We start from the raw sequence: 16,939 nt of genomic DNA, 5'->3' as shown, positions 1-16,939 counted from the left end.
GAATCTCCTGCATCTCGGTTGAACCAGACCTATCTTCGGGCGCTGGATCGGATGTGTCGATAGCCCGCGGCCCATGGAGCGGCCGGCCGCGGGAGCAAGGAATTCGGGGGGAACGCGATGGAATCGACAGCAGCACCTGCCTCCGTCTTCGCGCGGCGCGAGGGCGCGGCGGAGTCGGCGGACAGCATCCCTTGGCCTCTGGCCGCGGTCCTGTTCGCCTCGGGGGCCGTGATCGTGGGCATCACGTGGGACATCTCGTGGCACCGGACGATCGGGCGGGACACCCTCTTCACGCCCGCGCACCTGCTCGTCTACGCGGGCGGGCTGGCGGCGGGGCTGTCGTGCGGGTGGCTCGCGCTGAAGACGACGTTCTCGGGGACGGATGCGGAGGTCGGACGCTCCGTCCGCATGTGGGGCTTCCGTGCGCCGCTCGGGGCCTGGGTGGCGATCTGGGGCGCGATCGCCATGCTCACGTCCGCGCCGCTCGACGACTGGTGGCACAACGCGTACGGGCTCGACGTCGAGATCCTGAGCCCGCCCCACGTGGTCCTCGCGCTTGGAATCTATGCGATCCAGGTCGGCGCTCTGCTGATGGCGCTGTCGTGGCACAACCGCGCCTCGGAGACGGGCCGGCGCAAGCTCGCGTGGGCCTACGTGTTCAGCGCCGCGATGCTGATCCTGTCGCTCTCGGTGCTGCTGCTGGAGTACACGTTCCCGAACCAGATGCACGGGGCGACGTTCCACCTCATCATGGCGGCGGTCTTTCCGGTCCTCTTCTTCGCCATCGGGAGGGCCGGGCAGATGCGCTGGCCGGCGACGTGCGCGGCGCTCGTCTATACTGGTGTCTCGCTGGCGATGATGTGGGTGCTGCCGCTCTTCCCGGCGGAGCCGATGCTCGCGCCGATCCTGCGTCCGGTCACCCACATGGTGGCGCCCGAGTTCCCGCTTCTCCTGTTCGCGCCCGCGATCGTTATCGACCTCCTGCTGCGGCGACATTCGGCGCCGGGCGAGGCGCCCGAGCGGGCCTCGACGGACTGGCGGATCGCGGCCGTGGGGGGCGTCGCCTTCGTGGGCATCTTCGGCGCGATCCAGTGGGTGTTCGCCGACTTCATGCTCTCCGAAGGGGCGCGGAACTACTTCTTCCAGGGCAGCACGTGGGGCTACACGACCGCGCCCGGCGACTGGGAGAACGTGTTCTGGCACGGCGGCCAGTTCCTCGCGGGCGAGTTCTCGGTATCGAGCTTCCTGTCCGCGGCGTGGTGGGCGCTGCCGATCGCGTTCGTCTCGGCCCGCTCAGGCCTGTGGCTTGGGAACTGGTGGCTGCGCGTCCGCCGGTGAGGCCCGACCGGGCCGCCCGCCTCGCGCGGACAGCGGCGTTCGTGGCCGGGCTGTACGTCGTGGCGACGGGGCACGTCGGGAGCAAGAACGTGTTCTTCTCCGGCGAGGCGGGGCCCTACCCCGTCTCCGTCGTCATCCGTCCGCCGGAGGTCATCCCGGGACTGGCGGAAGTCTCTGTCCGCGTGTCGGGCGGCGGCGCGGACCGCGTGACCGTGCGCCCCGTGCGCTGGGACGCGGCCCGGGAAGGCGGCGCGCCGCCCCCCGATGTCGCCGTTCCCGTGGCGGGCGATCCCGAACTGTACGCCGCGGAACTGTGGCTCATGACGGTCGGCGCGTACCGGGTCGAGGTCGCGGTGGAGGGGGCCCGGGGGAGCGGCGAGGTCTCGGTCCCCGTGACCTCGGTCATGCTAGGAGTGCGCGACCTGCCGCCGGGTCTCGGCTGGATCCTGGCCGCGCTCGCGCTGCTCCTCGTCGCCGGCGTGGTCTCGATCACGGGGGCCGCGGTGCGGGAGAGCCAGATTCCGGCGGGGGAGGCGGCGGGTCCGGCGGGCCGCCGCCGCGCCCGAATCGCCATGGCCCTCACCGCCGTGGGAGTCGCGGGCCTCCTCTACCTGGGGAACGCCTGGTGGGAGGCGGTCGACCGGGACGTCCGCAGCGGGATCTTCGAGCGCCTCACCGTGGAGGGCGCGATCGTACGCGACGGAGGGACGCCTGCTCTGGAAATCACGATCACCGATCCCGCCTGGCGGGGCCGCGACTGGAGCCCGCTGGTGCCGGACCACGGCAAGCTGATGCACATGTTCGTGGTCGGCGCGCCGGGCATGGACGCGTTCGCCCATGTGCACCCCGTTCCCGTGGACTCATCCACCTTTCGCGTCCCGTGGCCGGACCTTCCGCCGGGCGAGTACCGGATCTACGGCGACATCGTCCAGGAGTCCGGCTTCGCGCAGACGGTCGTCGACACGGTGACCGTCGACGCGGCGGCGCTCGTGGTTCCCGAGGAGGTCGGCGAGGGCGCGGACCTCTTGCCGGACCCGGACGACTCGGCGTGGACGGGCCGTCCGATGGCGCTCGCGGGGCCGCGCTCCGAGGCGCCGCTGGCCGACGGTTCGATCCTCGAATGGCAGGGCGACCGGGAGCTTCGGGTCGACGAGGAGACGGTGCTGTCGTTCAGGGTGTGGGATCCCGACGAGAAACCGGCCGAGCTGGAGCCCTACATGGGGATGCGCAGCCACGCCGCGCTCACCCGGGATGACGGGGCGGTGTTCGTGCACCTGCATCCCGCGGGCACGATTTCGATGGGCTCGCTCTCGGTGCTCGCGCCCGAAGGGTCGCCGATGGCCGGCGGCGGCACAGCAGCCCCTGCCGGCGTCGTCGAGTTCCCGTTCGCGTTCCCGCAGCCGGGCGAGTACACGATCTGGGTGCAGGTCAAGCGGGAGGGCCGCGTCCTCACGGGGGCGTTCCAAGCGACGGTCATGGAGTGAGCGAACGCATCGCGATGTGCTTCAGCGGCGGCAAGGACAGCGCCCTGGCCCTGCATGCGCTTCAGCAGTCCGGAGCCTGGCGGGTCGAGACCCTGATCACGACGGTGACCGACGCCTACGATCGGGTGAGCATGCACGGCGTGCGGCGCGCGCTCGTGCGCGACCAGGCTGAGGCTATCGGCATCCCGCTCGTCGAGGTCGTCGTCCCGCCGCAGTCCTCGAATAAAATCTATGAACGGGCGATGGGAGAGGCCTTCGACCGCCTCCACGAGGACGGGATCCGCCGCGTGGCCTTCGGAGACATCTTCCTGGAGGACCTCCGCGAGTACCGCGAACGGCAACTCGCCGCCTCGGGGCTGGAGTGTCTCTTTCCGATCTGGAAGCAACCGACGGCCGCGCTCGCGCGTTCCTTCATCCGGGACGGGTTCGAGGCCATCGCGGTGTGCATCGACCCGGCGGCGCTGGACGCCGCCTTCGCGGGCCGCGCCTTCGACGCGTCTTTCGTCGCCGATCTTCCGGAGGGCGTGGATCCGTGCGGGGAGAACGGAGAGTTCCATACGTTCGTGTGGGACGGGCCGATCCTGTCGCGGCCGATCCCGGTCGCGCGCGGCGAGGTGGTGGAACGCGATGGTTTCATCTTCTGCGATCTGCTCGCGGCGGCAGCGTGACGCACAGCGTGACCCACTTGCCGCCTGGGGTGTAGCAACACTGCGAGCGACGGACACGTCAGCTCGGAACGTGAGATAGAGAGGGTTCGCGGAATGTTCAGAGTATTCGGCCTCATGACGGGTCTGACGCTTCTCCTGGTGTTCGCCGGTCAGATGATGTTCGGGCAGCAGGGCGCGGTCCTGTTCCTGGTGCTGTCGGCGGCGATGAACTTCGGGATGTACTGGTTCAGCGACCGGGTGGTCCTTCGCATGTACCGGGCGAAGGTGGTGGACCGGTCGCAGGCGCCGGACCTCTACGACCGGGTCGAGCGGCTGCGGAAGCGGGCGGGGCTGCCGGCACCGGTCGTGGCGGTCTCGCCGCAGCCGCAGCCCAACGCCTTCGCGACGGGGCGGAACCCGGAGCACGCCGTGGTCTGTTTCACGGAGGGGATCCTGCGCGCGCTGCCTCCCCGCGAACTCGACGGCGTCATCGCGCACGAGCTGGCCCACATCAAGCACCGGCACATGCTCGTCGGCACCGTCGCGGCGACGATGGCGGGTGCCATCGCGATGATCGCCTCCATCGCCCGCTGGGGGTTCATCTTCGGCGGCGGACGCGACGACGGCGACAACCCGCTTGGCATGCTGGTCATGGCCATCGTCGCCCCGCTCGCCGCCATCATCATCCAGATGGCGATCAGCCGCCGCAACGAGTTTCAGGCCGACCGCACCGGGGGCGAGATCACGGGCGATCCCATGGGTCTGGCCGGCGCCCTGAAGCGCCTCGAATCCGGCGCGCGCCGCATCCCGATGGAGGTGAACCCGGCCGGCGCCTCGCTCGCGATCGTGAACCCCTTCGCGGGGCGACGTCGCGGTCTCACTTCCCTCTTCACGACGCACCCCCCCACCGACGAGCGGGTCGCCGCCCTCAGAGCCCAGGCCTCCGGGACCCGGTAGTCGCGGCGAAGCAGAAAGTGCAGCCCCTGCGTCCGTTGGAGTAGCCAGCCGGGATGTGGCCAGCCCGGAACGCAGGGGCCTCCGGTGAGCGCTAGCGGGTCCTTCTCTGCCAGCGACCTTCGTAGGCAGCGCAGATCCGCTGGATCATCGTGGCATAGTGCATGGGATCACCCGTCCGGGGCGCCGGAGTTCCCGTGACGAGCTTTGGGTCTTCCGGGCGCGGAGCGCCGTACGGTAAGGCCGGGTTCTTTTTCAGGTTGTCGAAGTCAACAACGACCAGGGACACGGCCTCAAAGCCGGGGCCTTCCGCCGGAGTGTGTCGTAGTGGAAGCCCTCGAAAGAGTTCAACGGTGCTCTTTCCGAGTTTCTCGATGTTGTCGTGTTCGGTGATGTCTTCCTTGGGTCTTGTCGGCGACCAGAACACACGCGCGACGTTCACGGCCACGGTTCCCACGGCGATCGTCTTCTCGTTGTAGCTGTGGGCGTAGCCGTGGAACGCCTGCAGGTCACGAAGCCGGTTCCGGCGTGCCTTACCGTGTTCCGTCATGATGGCCTTGGCTTCAAGAGCCAACTCGATGGTGGCCGGAGTCTCGAACGATATCGAACCGTTGCTGGGCTGGATGGGCGATCCCGGCGGCGGTCCCACCGCCAGGTCAATATTCCAGTCCATGTAGTTGACTTTGACCGTATGGTTCAGCTTGGCGACGATCTCGCCGGCCCGGGCTCGCTCGGCAAAGGCGGGACAATGCGCGAGCAGGTCATCGACGATCGCGAGGCAGATGGCGTTGCTGTGGGCGTCGGATCGTGGATGGTAGTTGTTCTCGGCCAGGTGGCGGACGAACGCTTCGGGTGCGTTCAAGGGAAGGTCACCTCCGCCGGCACTTGCAGGGCGTCAAGCTGTTCCAGTCGACTCCGTCCGATCTCGACATATCTCGGTTCGATCTCGTACCCGACGCTCGAACGGGCCGTGAGCATGGCGGCGGCTGTCGTCGTCCCCGTCCCCCAGAACGGATCGAGGACGGTGTCCCCCACGAAGCTGAACATCTGGACCAGACGGGAGGCCAGTTCCACCGGGAAAGGCGCCGGATGGCCTCGTTTGCGGGCTTCGCCGCGGATGTCGTCCCAGATCGATCGGAACCAGCGCTGGTGGTCGTCCGGTTCGATGAGGCTGAGCGCACGCTGTGCCGCCGTCGGCTTCCGGTAGCTCCCGGGCTTCCGCAGCATCAGGATGGTCTCGACGTCGTTCTTCACGATCGCGTTGGGTTCGTAAGGCTTCCCCAGGAACCCGACTCCGCTCGCCTCCGTCGCCATGTTGGCGATCTTGTACCAGCGGATCGGCGTGAGGTAGTCGAACCCGATCCGCCGCGCGCGGACCGAGATGTCGGCGGGGAGCGGCAGAACGTGATGACGGCCTCCGGCCCGGCGTGAAATGCAGACGCTCCCCACGACCACGCACAGCCGACCGCCCGGCGTGAGGAGGTCGTAGCACCGCCGCCACACATGGTCCAGCTCATCCAGGAAGGATTCGTAGTCATCGATGCCGCCGAGCTGGCCGTCGTCGGCGCGGCCACCGTCGTAATCGATGAGGTTGAAATACGGCGGTGACGTGACGACGAGATGGATCGGCTCGCCGATCTCGGGCATGTCGCGGGCGTCGCCAAGATACAGCTTGTGGTCCGTCCGCTCCGGAGCCGCTCCGTCCCGCCAAGCCTCGATCTTGGCCTGACGTTTCAAGCTGAGCGAGGACTCGGCTCCGGACATGATCTCGTTGACGCCTACCGTCATCCCGGCCCTTTCACCCTTCGTCGTGGTGCGTCTGCACGGTGGACCGTCTCAACGTAATGCTTCGTCCACCGCCGAGCAGCGCGGTCGCTGCGATGACAGCCCGGGCGCGGGCCGGTAGAGGTCGATCTGAGCGGCTCGGATCACCTCGCCACCCACTCTCCCATCGGCCCGCGATTGGGATCGGGGCGTTCGAAGTGAAGCACTCCCCCGAACCGGGACTCATCGACGGCAAGCCGGTAGAAGGATACGGCATCCGAAGCCCATCTCGGCACACGGGAACGCACGTCCTCCAGCAGCGCCGCCTCCAGATTCCGTCTCAGGAATAGCCGAAGGGACGTATAGTGGAACACGAGTTCTCGCGGCCTGAGACTGTCGGCGTCGACCCAAAGGACACCTCGAACATCGACGACGGTCCGATCCGGCTTCGGCTCAAAGGCCAGCCCCACCCTGGCCGGATCCTCCGTCTCGAGGATGTTCAGGCAGTGCGTCGCCAGAAACCCCAGCGACGCAAGCGCGTGCCCGTCCGGGGTGTAGAACGTGGTTTCCCCATCGGGATCCACCTCTGCGTACCCATACGCCTCGACGTGCGGCGGCGACGCGGTCTCCGCAGAAGTGGGAACGACGACCGTCATGGAATCCGCGCTGAACCTGCGTTCGCCGCGACTCAACGAGACACCCGGTCTCGTCATCCGGACCTGCAGGTTGCGAAGGTCCGCAGTGGACGATGCCGACGTCAGGGCCGGGAGAACCGCTTCGTAGAGGTCGAAGGCTCGTCGCAGTTCCTCCGCCGTTGTCGGGCAGATGCTCCGTCCCGTAACCAGCAGGTCCGGCAGCGGAATCGGCCGGACATCCTGGGCCGCGAGCGGAAGCGCAAGCGCCACGAGTCCAAAGACGGCGACGCGGGCTGTTCGAAAAAGGGGGCAACGGTTCGCCATCTTCATCTCCTCTCGTCGGAATCAGGCTCCGCGGGGCTTCAGCACGACTCCCAGCGGAAGCTCTCGGTGTCGGAGAGACAGGCCACCTCGCAGTGCACCATGTCGTCGCCCACGAAACGTGCGTACGCCTCGAACGGGCGGTCCTCGATGAGGTGCGGCAGCCAGTGGCGGTCGTCCTCCCACATCCGATCGTACGGGAGGTCGTCGAGGGGCGCCCAAACGGGGGTCGCTTCGCTCGTCTCGACCGGCTCTCCTTCCAGCACGTCCGACCGGAAGACGTGGATCAGGATGGACATGCCGCTCAGCACCTCGAATCCCACTTCGCCTACCTTCCGGGGCGCCACGGGCCGCGCCCGCAGTTCCTCCTGAAACTCCCGCATCGCGGCCTCGATCGTGCTCTCGCCGGGTTCGACCTTGCCCCCGGCTCCGTTCAGCTTGCCGGCGCCGAGTCCGCGCTTCTTGTGGATGAGGAGGATTTCCCCTCCCCGCACGATGTAGAGGAGGGTCGCATTGAGGTCCGGCTCCCAACTCTCCGGGATGGGACGTTCGGGCGCGAGGGGTCGAGGTGGCATTCGCTATCCTTTCCACGGCGGGAGCACGCCGCAGCGGCCGGGGCGCGTCATGGTGCGGGGACGCTCGCGCGGTCGAATACGACTTCGCCGTTGAAGACGGTCATCTCGCACGACATGTCCCGCAGTTCGATCGTCGGGACGGTGAGCGGGTTGCGGTCCCAGACCGCCAGATCCGCGTACTTGCCGGGTTCGATCGTTCCGACCTTCTCCTCGAGGAACATCTGGTGCGCGGCCCAGGTCGTGAACGAGCGCAGCGCCGTCTCGACATCGACGGACTCTGCGGTGCCGTACGGGTCGCTCCCGTAGACGCCGAGCAGCGGCTGGCGCGCGACGGAGGCCCAGACGCCGTAGCGCGCCGGGTAGGGCGTGACGAAGAAGTCGGAGCCGCTCGCCCAGATCATGCCCCGGTCCCGATAGGAGCGGAACGGATTCAGCCGCAGGGCTCGCTCGGGCCCGAAGTTCCCCGCGTAGGTGTCGCCGATCCACCACGTGAAGGTGGGGGACGGCTCCGGGTAGCCGGCCTGCCATTCCTGCTGGAGTTCGGCCATCGCGTCGAGCGCGCGGTCCGAGGGGATGTTCGCGTGGATGACCCCGTGCCGGAGCCCGCGGGTGGGGGTCGCCTCGAGCGCCTCGACGAAGCCGTCGACGGTCCAGTCGATCGCGCGGTCGCCAATGGAGTGGATCGAGACGTGGAGGCCGGCGTCGTGATACGCCCGGAAGCGTCGGCGCAGTTCGTCCGGGTCCATGGCCGGATACCCGCGGTTGCCGGTGTCGGTCCCGGTGCGCTCCCGGTTCCAGTCCTCGTACAGCCAGGCCGTGCGGGCGCCGCCGCTGCCGTCGCTGTACAACTTGACGCCGCCGGGGATGAGCCGGTCGTCCCCCGTCGACTCGTAGGGCCGCGTGAAGGTCGCGAGGCTGTCGGCGTAGGCGCGGACCTCCTCCAGCGTCCCGTCGCGGCCGTCCCACAGGACGAAGATCCGGACCGTGAGGTCGCCGTCGGCGAGGACATCGCGGTAGGCCTCCCAGCTTCGGCGGCCGATCCCGGGATCCTTGCCGCCCGTCATGCACTCGGCGTTGAAGGCGTCGGCGAGCGCGCGAATCCCCTCGCGCCGCTCGCCGGGTCCGAGCGACGGGATGAGGCGGGTCACGAGACCCATGGCGGACTCCTTGAGGACGCCGGTCGGCTGCCCGGCCGCGTCGCGATCGATGGTGCCGCCGGGCGGATCGGGCGTGTCCGCCGTGATGCCCGCCATGTCGAGGGCGAGCGAGTTGGCCACGCCGTAGTGGCCCATCGTGTGTGCCAGCCACACAGGCTGCCCCGCGGCGACGGCGTCCAGATCGGAGGCGTAAATGTAGCGCAACTCGTCGAGTTTCCCTTCGTCCCAGCCGCCGCCGCGCACCCATTCGCCCTCGGAAAGCCGCCCGGCTCGCTCCGCGACCATGCCCTGCACGTCCGCGATGTTCTCCACGTTCGGATAGCTCAGGTCGAGGCGGTACAGGCGGTTCGCGCCGCCATTCGCGAAGTGGACGTGCGCGTCCATGAGGCCGGGCGTCACCGCGCGTCCCGCGAGGTCGATCCGGCGGGTCTCCGGGCCCGCGAGCGTCTCGACGTCCGCCGTCGAACCGACCGCCACGACATGTTCGTCGCGCACCGCCACGGCTTCGGCGACGCGGCTCTCCGCGTCGAGCGTGATCACGCTTCCGTCCACGAGGATCAGGTCGGCCGGCTCGGCCGGTGGCCCCCCACAGGCGGCGAGGACGGCACCGGCCAACGTGACGACGGATGGGTTCGGTCGGTTCATCACCGGGCTCTGCGGTACGGGCGAAGCGAGGGCTGCATTGCGAAGAGCGCGCCGAGCAGCAGGAGCGGCATCGACCACGCGGTCGCGGCGACGGGCCCGAACGCGTCCGCGAACCCGCCCACGACGGGAATCGCCAGCGTCCCCACGGCCCACGCGAGCCCCATGACGATGCCCGAACTCACCGCCGTCCCCGAGGGGAGGATCTCCTGCGCAACCACGACGATTGGAGGCAGCAGCGCCATGTTCAGGAAGCCCGCACACACGGCCATCACGATCGCGGCGGGGCTGGCCGGCGCCAGCGTGAACGCAAGGATGTGCGTGGGCACGGCGAGCACGCTGATCACGGCCAGGAGGTGCTGCCGGTTGAGCCGGTCGGTGAGGTAGCCGGAGGCGAGCGTCCCCAGGCCCTGGGCGCCGAGATAGACGCTGAGCACGATGGCGCCCGCCGTCTCGCTCTGTCCCGCGCGGTGGGCGATGATCGGGATGAAGGTGAGGATCGCCTTCTGCGCGAAGGATCCGACGACCGAGATCCCGAACACGAGACCGAGCGGCCCCCTGAGTTTGCGGAGCACCTCCAGCGGGGGAGGCGGCGGGGTCCCCGGCCCTACCCGGGTCCGACCCTTCGCGACGAACCAGAGGGCGACCCCGAGCACGACCCCCGGGATCATCGCGATCCACAGACCGGAGAGGCCGAACAAGCCCACGATGGCGACCGCGCTGATCGGTCCCAGCGCGAAGCCCGCCGCCCCCCCGAAGGAGAAGATGGACATGCGCACGCCGCTTCCACGACCATCTCCGGCGCGCGCGACGAGCGAGGCCCCCGGCGGGTGAAAGGCGGCCGACCCCAGTCCTCCCACCGTCAGCAACAGGAGGAGGACGAAGTAGCTGGGCGCCATCCCCAGCAGCGAGATGAACACGCCCCCCACGATCGGCCCCGCGGCGAGGAAGGCGCGCCTCCCGAAGCGGTCCGCGAGGTAGCCGAAGGCCGGCTGCGGGAGCGCGGTCGAGATGGAGAGCACGGTCGACAGCGTCGCGGCCAGCGTGATCGAGAGGCCGAGGTTGTCCATGATCCGCGGCAGCAGCGGCGGCAGGAACGCGGTGTAAGCATCGATCGTCGTGTGCGAGACGACGATGAGCGCCACGACCGCCGCCGGGCGCATCGACGTGCGCCCCGGGAGGCCGGTGGGAGGATTGGCGAGCGCCGCGCTCGGTTCGTGCAGTGTGAACTCCGATTCCGTTCGGATGGCAGCCGCGTGCCGACGGCTCACAGTATACAGGATCGAGTCCGTCGTGGAGGAACGTGCGCGCATCTATGTTGAACCTCCCGGCCGTCCGTGTTTCGGGTGAACCGGAGGCCGACACGTGTGCCGCGCGAGGTGTAATCGAATGGTTCGGAGACAGCGGATGCAGCGGAAGCGGTCGTTCCTCGCCCTGGGACTCGGCGGCCTGTCCCTGACCCTTGCCGGATGCGAGGGGGTCGTGATGGACCTCGTCGATCTCGTGGACGAGAATGCGACCTACGTGGTCACGGGGGGACACTGGCTGGACGTGCACACCGGCACGCTGGTCGAGAACGAGGGCATCACGATTCGCGACGGGCGGATCGTCTCCATCGGCCCTCCGGCGGATAGAGCCGACGTCACAATTGCGATCGACCTGGACCGGGAAGCGACGGTCCTTCCAGGGTTCTTCGACCTGCACGCTCACTACGCGGTGGACCTGTTCGGCGATGGCCGCGTCGATGAGACGGCCGCCTATCCCGAACTCTTCCTCGCCAACGGCGTGACGACGACCTTCCCGGCCGGCGAGCTGGATCCGGTCCGCATGCGGGAACTGCGGCTCGCGATCGAGCGCGGCGAGCGCAGGGGTCCCCGGCTCCTGAACTCGGGCCCCTATTTCGGATCGTGGCGGCGGGGCTGGGACGACGACGCGATGACCGCCGATTCGATCCGCCGCGAGGTGGACTACTGGGCGGCGCAAGGCACGGCCGGCTTCAAGGCCAAGGGGGCCGGACCGGAGCAGCTCTCCGTGCTCATCGAACAGGCGCACGAGCACGGACTCACCGTCACCGCCCACCTCGACTCCGGGTTCGGGAACACGGTGAATCCCCGCGACGCGATCCTCATGGGCGTCGACCGCGTCGAGCACTTCCTCGGGGGCGACATGATGCCGGCCGACCGCACGGCCTACGCTTCGCTGCAGGAGTTCGACGACTTCGAGGGGGACGCGCTCCGCGACATCATCGACCTCTACGTGGACCGCGGCGTGTACTTCGACGCCACGCTCTCCATCTACGGGTACTGGGGTCCGCACGACCCGGAGATGACGGAGTACTGGACGGACGAACTCCGCTTCCTGACGCCGTACATGCGGGAGATCGTCGAGGCGCGGCCGCCCCGCCCCGTGAACGAGTCGTTCGCGAAGATGTCCCCGATCAAGCGCCGGACCTTGAAGGCGTTTTACGACGGCGGCGGACGCGACCTGATCACGCTCGGCACGGACCACCCGAGCTGGGGGCGGTACTGGTCGCCGTTTGCCGTACACCGCGAAATCCTCGCGTTCGCGCGCGCCGGCGTCCCGCCCGCGGACGTCTTCCGCATCGCGACCCTCAATTCGGCGCGCGCGATGGGCCTCGATGACGAACTCGGCAGCATCGAGGAAGGGAAGCTCGCGGACCTGGTGATTGTGCGGGGGAACCCGCTGGAGGATGTCCGGGCCGCCCGCGACGTCTGGTTCGTCTTCGCGCGGGGACGCCTTCATTCGCCGGATGAGCTGCTCGCGACGGCGGAGGGCAGGATCGGGCCCGCGGATGCCTCGGAGGAGTCCGCGTGGAGACCCGCTCGCTGAGAGGCGCGGTTGCGGCCGACGTCTTGCTCCGACGCGTGATTGGACCCGAGCTTGCAACATACCATCCCCGAAGGCGAGGTCTGACATGATGAGCCAGCGAAACCCGATTCCACGACGACAGGTGCTGATCCAGGGCGGCGCGGCAGCCGCCGGTCTCGCGGTCCTGCCGACGGACATCTTCCGCGGCTGGCTCGCCGGGTTCGATCAGGAGGCGGTGATCCCATGGGTTCAGCGGCCGCATCCCGGGTTGACGGAGCGGATGAACATCCTGAACTGGGAAGAGCTGGATTCCTGGATCACGCCGGTCAGTCAGATGTTCCGCGTGGGGCACTACGGGTTGCCGGTCATCGCGGAGGGCGACTGGAATCTCGAGATCGGCGGACTCGTCGACCGGCCGCGGACGCTCGATCTCGCCCAGATGAAGGCGCGGCCCCGCCAGGAGGTCGTGTTCACGCTGGAGTGCTCCGGGAACCGCGGCCGTCCCTCGTTCATCGGCGGCGTCCACAACGCGCGCTGGGCGGGGACCCGGCTCGCCGATGTCCTTACGGAGGCCGGCGTTCAGGAGGACGGAATCGAGGTCGTCTTCTTCGGGGCGGACGAAGGCGAGGAGGAGATCCGGGGCAACACGGTGACGCAGAACTTCGCACGCAGCCTTTCGCTCGAGGACGCGATGAATCCCGACATCATCCTCGCGTACGAGGTGAACGGCGAACCGCTGCCGACTGCGCACGGATTTCCGCTGCGGGTCATCGCCCCCGGCTGGTACGGCATCGCAAACGTGAAGTGGCTGACGCGGATCGAACTCCGCGACCGCCGCTTCATGGGCAAGTTCATGGCCCGCGACTACGTGACGCTGCGAGCGGAGGAGCGCGACGGCGAGACCGTGTGGACGGAGACCTCGGTGGGGCGCGTGAACATCAACTCCGTCCCCGCGAAGGTCACGCGGAACGGGGACGGATACGCGATCCACGGGGCGGCGTGGGGCGCGGACATCGCCTCGGTCGAGGTCCGCGTGGACGACGGGCCGTGGCAGGCGGCGACGCTGGGCGAAGGCCGGGGCGACCCGTACACGTGGACGTTCTGGCGCATGGACTGGGACGCCCCGCCGGGTCGGCACGCGATCGTCTCGAGGGCGGTCGACGCGGAAGGCAACATCCAGCCGGCGGCGGACGACCCGATGCTCGTGAACAAGAGGACCTACTGGGAGAGCAACGGACAGCTCACCCGGAACGTCGTCATCGACTGACCGTCCCCTCCCCCCGGCTCGCGAGCGGGGGCCGCGGCTCAGCGAACGCTTCGGGCGCGCCGGCGCAGTCGGCGCAGGAGCCAGGCGTACGCCACGGCGTTGAGCGCCAGTACGGACAGCCCGAGCCATATCTGGATCTCCCGGTTGAGTGCGCCGGGATAGATGATGGGCAGCAGGTAGCGCTCGATGAAGCCGCCGGAGTAACCGGCCTGGCCGCTCGCAATCCGGAGCCTGACCTCCAGCGGCGTGAGCGGGCAGATCCAGCCGGCGAACTCGATCAGGGCCCCCCACACGAAACAGGGCACGTGCGCCCACGCGAGCCTCGGCCAGCGGATCGCCGCGAACCCGCCGGCGACGACGAACGCGATGAAGAGCAGGTGGACGACGAGGACGAGGTCCGCGAGCAACCGGTACAGCACGGCGATTCGGGCTTCGTCAGCGCGTCCGGGGGCGCTTCACTCCACCTGCACGGGGTGCGGGAGCGGGACGTTCAGCAGGTAGCCCTTCTCGTTCATCAGAGGCTCGTCCGGCTGCGTGTTCCCCGCCGCATCCGTGGCGCGCGTGACCAGCGTGTGCGCCCCCGGGGTCGCGTCCCACTCGAACTCGAAGCGTTGCCAGGCCAAGGGCAAAACCGGATCCACGATCTCGGCTTCCAGCCACGTCGCTCCGCCGTCCGGACTCCATTCGACGGCGGACACCGGTCCCGCCGGTGCGTGCGCGAACCCGTGCAGGACGTGGGACCCCGGCGCCAGCTGCGCGGGTCTCGGTAGGGCCAGCGCGCTCTTCACGACGAGTTCCGTGATCACCGGGCCCTGGGCGGGCGCGTAGTCCGCTTCCGGCCACTGATCGCCGATGAGGACGTAGGACGACGTGTTGTTCCGGTTCCACACCCGCTCGGTGGAGACCTGAATGGACCCCAGCCATTTGATGCTGCTGGACCCCGACCAGCCCGGAACGACGGAGCGCGCCGGGAATCCGTGATCGGCGGGGAGGGGCTCGCCGTTCATGCGCAGGGCGATGATGGTGTCGGGATCCCGGGCCTTGGCGAGCGGCATGGCGCGCTCGAAGCCGTCGTCCAGCCCCACGAGGTTCACGTCGACCGTTTCCGACCGCACGCCAGCCAGGTCGAGCACCGTGCCGAGCGACGGACCCGACCACTCCGCGCACCCCACGGCTCCGGTCGTCCATTGGCCGCCGCTCGCGCGGGTGCCCGTGAGTTCCGGGTAAAGGCCGCGCCAGTTTCCGGCGCACTCAAGGTAGGCGGTGATCGTGTGCTGCGGCAGCGACTCGAGGGTGGAGAGGTCGAGCCGCAACTCGCTCTCGGCGCCGTCCCCCTCGACTCGGAGCGAGTAGCCCTCCGGATCGATCGCCGGCGTGGGCGAGTGGTTTCGGACGAAGAACAGCTCGTTCGGCGTGATGAATCCGTCGACGAGTTCGAGCCGCGTTTCCAGGTTCAAGGTGCGCTGGATGAAGGGCGATGGATCCTTCGCCCACCTCGGCGGCTGCTCCGCTTCCCGGCCGGTGGCCAGGGCTTCGTCCGCGGCGTCCGATGACCCGGCGTCTCCCGCACGGTCGCAGGCGGCGAGCCAGGCCGCGGCGGGTGCCACGCTGGCGGCACGCACGAAATCCCGCCGGGTGAGGCGATACATCTCGCTGGTCTGCTTCATCGACGGCACCTCCACTTGGCAGGCTGCGGGCCCGCCAGACGCTTGGCAGGGCCGCGCAATGAGGCATATTAGATGTATGCCACCGAGGAGAAACACGCGCACTCTCCCTGCGTTCCTGTGTGCTACGCTGGGGATGCAGTGGGCGGCATGCAATCCCGACGACGGCTCCGGCGCGGCGTTCGAGGTCGTGGAGGCGACGATCGGCGACGTGCAGGCGGCGATCCGCGATGGGACGACGACCTGCCGCGAGGTCGTGGAGCTGCATCTCGACCGGATCGCGGCCCATGAAGACGCGATCAACGCGATCACCGTGCTCAACCCCCGGGCTCTCGAACGGGCGGACCGGCTCGACGCGGCGCAGGCCGCCGGCGAGGCGATGGGACCGCTCTTCTGCGTCCCCATGCTCGTCAAGGACAACTTCGACACGCACGACATGGTCACGACCGGGGGGTCCATCGCGCTCGCGGACAACCTTCCGCCCGACGACGCCTTCATGGTGCGGAAGATCCGCGAGGCGGGCGCGATCGTGATCGCCAAGACGAACATGGCGGAATGGGCGTTCAGTCCGCGTCAGTCCGTCAGTTCCTCCTTCGATACGACACGCAACGCCTACGCCCTCGACCGCGTCCCCGCCGGATCCAGCGGCGGGACAGCCTCGGGGGTCGCCGCCTCGTTCGGCGTCATCGGGCTGGGCAGCGACACGGGCAACTCGATCCGCGGCCCCAGCTCCCACCTCGCCCTGGTCGGGATCCGTTCGACCATCGGCCTCACGAGCCGCGACGGAGTCATCCCCCTCTCCTTCGACCGCGATATCGCGGGTCCGATGGGCCGGACCGTGGAGGACGTCGCGCGCGTGTTCAATGTCGTGGCCGGTTACGATCCCGCGGATCCGTACACGGAAGCGGGACGCGGCCACGCGGAAGAGGACTACACGGCCTTCCTGGACGCCGACGGGGCGCGGGGCGCGAGAATCGGCGTCCTGCGCGCGCTGGCGGATCCGGAGGAGACCGATGGGGAGATTCTCGCGCTCTTCGGGGCGGCCATCGACGACCTGGCGGCGCTCGGAGCCGAGATCGTGGACCCCTTCGAGTTCGACGTCGCGGCGGAACTGGGGCGCGAGGGGATGTTCTGCCGCCGCTTTCGCTACGACATGTGGGTCTATCTGCGGTCGCTGGGCCCGGCAGCGCCGATGACCGACGTCCTGGAGGTGCTGGAGGACGGACGGTACTCCGACTACGCGCAGGCGTCGCTGCGGCGGAACGAGGGAGCCCCGCTCGACGTACATCCGTCCGAATGGGACGAGCCGTGCCCGGACTACCCGGAGAACGAGGGCCGTCAGGCCTATCTGGCGAACCTGGTGGAAGCGATGGATGACGAACGCGTGGACGCGATCCTCTACCCGTCGTGGCTCTGCGTGCCCGCCCCTATCGACAGGGGGGACGAGGAATACTGCGGTGACAACAGCCAGCGCGTGGCTCCCGCCACCGGGATGCCCGCGATCACGGTCCCGATGGGGTACACTTACGGCGAGCTTCCGGCGGGACTGCAGGTTCTTGCCCGGCCGTACGACGAAGGGCTTCTCTTCCGGATCGCTTACGGATACGAACAGGCAACACGACACCGCCGTCCTCCGGACGGGTTCCCGGAGGTACGATGACC

General features: G+C 68.8%; 15 protein-coding genes. 7 read left to right on the top strand and 8 right to left on the bottom strand.

The features are described 5' to 3' along the window. Positions 1-117: 117 nt before the first annotated feature. From RN729_RS01245 to RN729_RS01230, 4 genes are all read left to right on the top strand, one after another. Positions 118-1,338: a hypothetical protein gene (locus RN729_RS01245; protein ID WP_310781786.1), complete on the top strand. Its 1,221-nt coding sequence runs from the start codon at positions 118-120 to the stop codon at positions 1,336-1,338. Next, on the top strand, positions 1,317-2,822 hold the full coding sequence (locus tag RN729_RS01240) for a hypothetical protein (protein ID WP_310781784.1): 1,506 nt from the start codon (positions 1,317-1,319) through the stop codon (positions 2,820-2,822). The genes RN729_RS01245 and RN729_RS01240 overlap by 22 nt, the downstream gene beginning before the upstream one ends. Continuing rightward, positions 2,819-3,490 (top strand): hypothetical protein, encoded by a 672-nt coding sequence (locus RN729_RS01235; RefSeq protein ID WP_310781782.1) that lies wholly within the window; start codon positions 2,819-2,821, stop codon positions 3,488-3,490. The genes RN729_RS01240 and RN729_RS01235 overlap by 4 nt, the downstream gene beginning before the upstream one ends. 93 nt (positions 3,491-3,583) lie before the next feature. Further along, on the top strand, positions 3,584-4,426 hold the full coding sequence (locus RN729_RS01230; protein ID WP_310781780.1) for a zinc metalloprotease HtpX: 843 nt from the start codon (positions 3,584-3,586) through the stop codon (positions 4,424-4,426). A 91-nt stretch (positions 4,427-4,517) separates the two neighbouring features. Here RN729_RS01230 and RN729_RS01225 read toward each other — a convergent pair whose 3' ends face one another. The 6 genes from RN729_RS01225 to RN729_RS01200 form a co-directional block, all read right to left on the bottom strand. Beyond that, entirely contained in the window at positions 4,518-5,285 is a 768-nt protein-coding gene (locus RN729_RS01225) for a hypothetical protein (RefSeq protein WP_310781778.1), read from the bottom strand. Then, complete coding sequence (locus RN729_RS01220; protein ID WP_310781776.1) at positions 5,282-6,211, bottom strand: site-specific DNA-methyltransferase; 930 nt, start codon at positions 6,209-6,211, stop codon at positions 5,282-5,284. Before RN729_RS01220 ends, RN729_RS01225 begins: the two co-directional genes overlap by 4 nt. A gap of 140 nt (positions 6,212-6,351) precedes the next feature. Further along, on the bottom strand, positions 6,352-7,146 hold the full coding sequence (locus tag RN729_RS01215; protein WP_310781774.1) for a hypothetical protein: 795 nt from the start codon (positions 7,144-7,146) through the stop codon (positions 6,352-6,354). A gap of 38 nt (positions 7,147-7,184) precedes the next feature. Continuing rightward, positions 7,185-7,718, bottom strand: a complete 534-nt coding sequence (locus tag RN729_RS01210) for an 8-oxo-dGTP diphosphatase (protein WP_310781772.1) — start codon at positions 7,716-7,718, stop codon at positions 7,185-7,187. A 47-nt stretch (positions 7,719-7,765) separates the two neighbouring features. Further along, a complete protein-coding gene (locus RN729_RS01205; protein WP_310781770.1) occupies positions 7,766-9,520 on the bottom strand; it encodes an amidohydrolase in 1,755 nt (584 codons plus the stop codon). Beyond that, the gene (locus tag RN729_RS01200) at positions 9,520-10,830 is read right to left on the bottom strand and encodes an MFS transporter (RefSeq protein ID WP_310781769.1); all 1,311 of its coding nucleotides are present in this window, start codon (positions 10,828-10,830) and stop codon (positions 9,520-9,522) included. The genes RN729_RS01205 and RN729_RS01200 overlap by 1 nt, the downstream gene beginning before the upstream one ends. Before the next feature lie 94 nt (positions 10,831-10,924). On the opposite strand from RN729_RS01200, the gene RN729_RS01195 reads away from it, so the two are divergent. Then, on the top strand, positions 10,925-12,367 hold the full coding sequence (locus RN729_RS01195; RefSeq protein ID WP_310781767.1) for an amidohydrolase family protein: 1,443 nt from the start codon (positions 10,925-10,927) through the stop codon (positions 12,365-12,367). 85 nt (positions 12,368-12,452) lie between these two features. Continuing rightward, positions 12,453-13,613 (top strand): sulfite oxidase, encoded by a 1,161-nt coding sequence (locus RN729_RS01190; RefSeq protein ID WP_310781765.1) that lies wholly within the window; start codon positions 12,453-12,455, stop codon positions 13,611-13,613. Between the two features lie 38 nt (positions 13,614-13,651). Here the strand turns inward: RN729_RS01190 and RN729_RS01185 are convergent, their stop codons facing one another. Together RN729_RS01185 and RN729_RS01180 are read right to left on the bottom strand one after the other, a co-directional pair. Next, positions 13,652-14,032: a DUF2784 domain-containing protein gene (locus RN729_RS01185; RefSeq protein WP_310781763.1), complete on the bottom strand. Its 381-nt coding sequence runs from the start codon at positions 14,030-14,032 to the stop codon at positions 13,652-13,654. 36 nt (positions 14,033-14,068) lie between these two features. Continuing rightward, on the bottom strand, positions 14,069-15,280 hold the full coding sequence (locus tag RN729_RS01180; protein WP_310781761.1) for a sulfite oxidase: 1,212 nt from the start codon (positions 15,278-15,280) through the stop codon (positions 14,069-14,071). Between the two features lie 76 nt (positions 15,281-15,356). Between RN729_RS01180 and RN729_RS01175 the strand changes: the two genes are divergently transcribed. Beyond that, entirely contained in the window at positions 15,357-16,937 is a 1,581-nt protein-coding gene (locus RN729_RS01175) for an amidase family protein (protein ID WP_310781760.1), read from the top strand. Positions 16,938-16,939 lie beyond the last annotated feature (2 nt).

It is taken from the genome of Candidatus Palauibacter polyketidifaciens, from assembly GCF_947581785.1.
Taxonomy (GTDB): Bacteria; Gemmatimonadota; Gemmatimonadetes; order Palauibacterales; family Palauibacteraceae; genus Palauibacter; species Palauibacter polyketidifaciens.
Note: the sequence above shows the minus strand (reverse complement) of the source record. Positions and strands in the feature narration are given on the sequence as shown.

Coding starts and splice junctions, on each gene's coding strand:
- RN729_RS01215 (WP_310781774.1), bottom strand. CDS start 7,146: ATGGCGAACCGTTGCCCCCTTTTTCGAACAGCCCGCGTCGCCGTCTTT.
- RN729_RS01245 (WP_310781786.1), top strand. CDS start 118: ATGGAATCGACAGCAGCACCTGCCTCCGTCTTCGCGCGGCGCGAGGGC.
- RN729_RS01230 (WP_310781780.1), top strand. CDS start 3,584: ATGTTCAGAGTATTCGGCCTCATGACGGGTCTGACGCTTCTCCTGGTG.
- RN729_RS01200 (WP_310781769.1), bottom strand. CDS start 10,830: ATGCGCGCACGTTCCTCCACGACGGACTCGATCCTGTATACTGTGAGC.
- RN729_RS01220 (WP_310781776.1), bottom strand. CDS start 6,211: ATGACGGTAGGCGTCAACGAGATCATGTCCGGAGCCGAGTCCTCGCTC.
- RN729_RS01190 (WP_310781765.1), top strand. CDS start 12,453: ATGATGAGCCAGCGAAACCCGATTCCACGACGACAGGTGCTGATCCAG.
- RN729_RS01210 (WP_310781772.1), bottom strand. CDS start 7,718: ATGCCACCTCGACCCCTCGCGCCCGAACGTCCCATCCCGGAGAGTTGG.
- RN729_RS01205 (WP_310781770.1), bottom strand. CDS start 9,520: ATGAACCGACCGAACCCATCCGTCGTCACGTTGGCCGGTGCCGTCCTC.
- RN729_RS01180 (WP_310781761.1), bottom strand. CDS start 15,280: ATGAAGCAGACCAGCGAGATGTATCGCCTCACCCGGCGGGATTTCGTG.
- RN729_RS01195 (WP_310781767.1), top strand. CDS start 10,925: ATGCAGCGGAAGCGGTCGTTCCTCGCCCTGGGACTCGGCGGCCTGTCC.
- RN729_RS01175 (WP_310781760.1), top strand. CDS start 15,357: ATGCCACCGAGGAGAAACACGCGCACTCTCCCTGCGTTCCTGTGTGCT.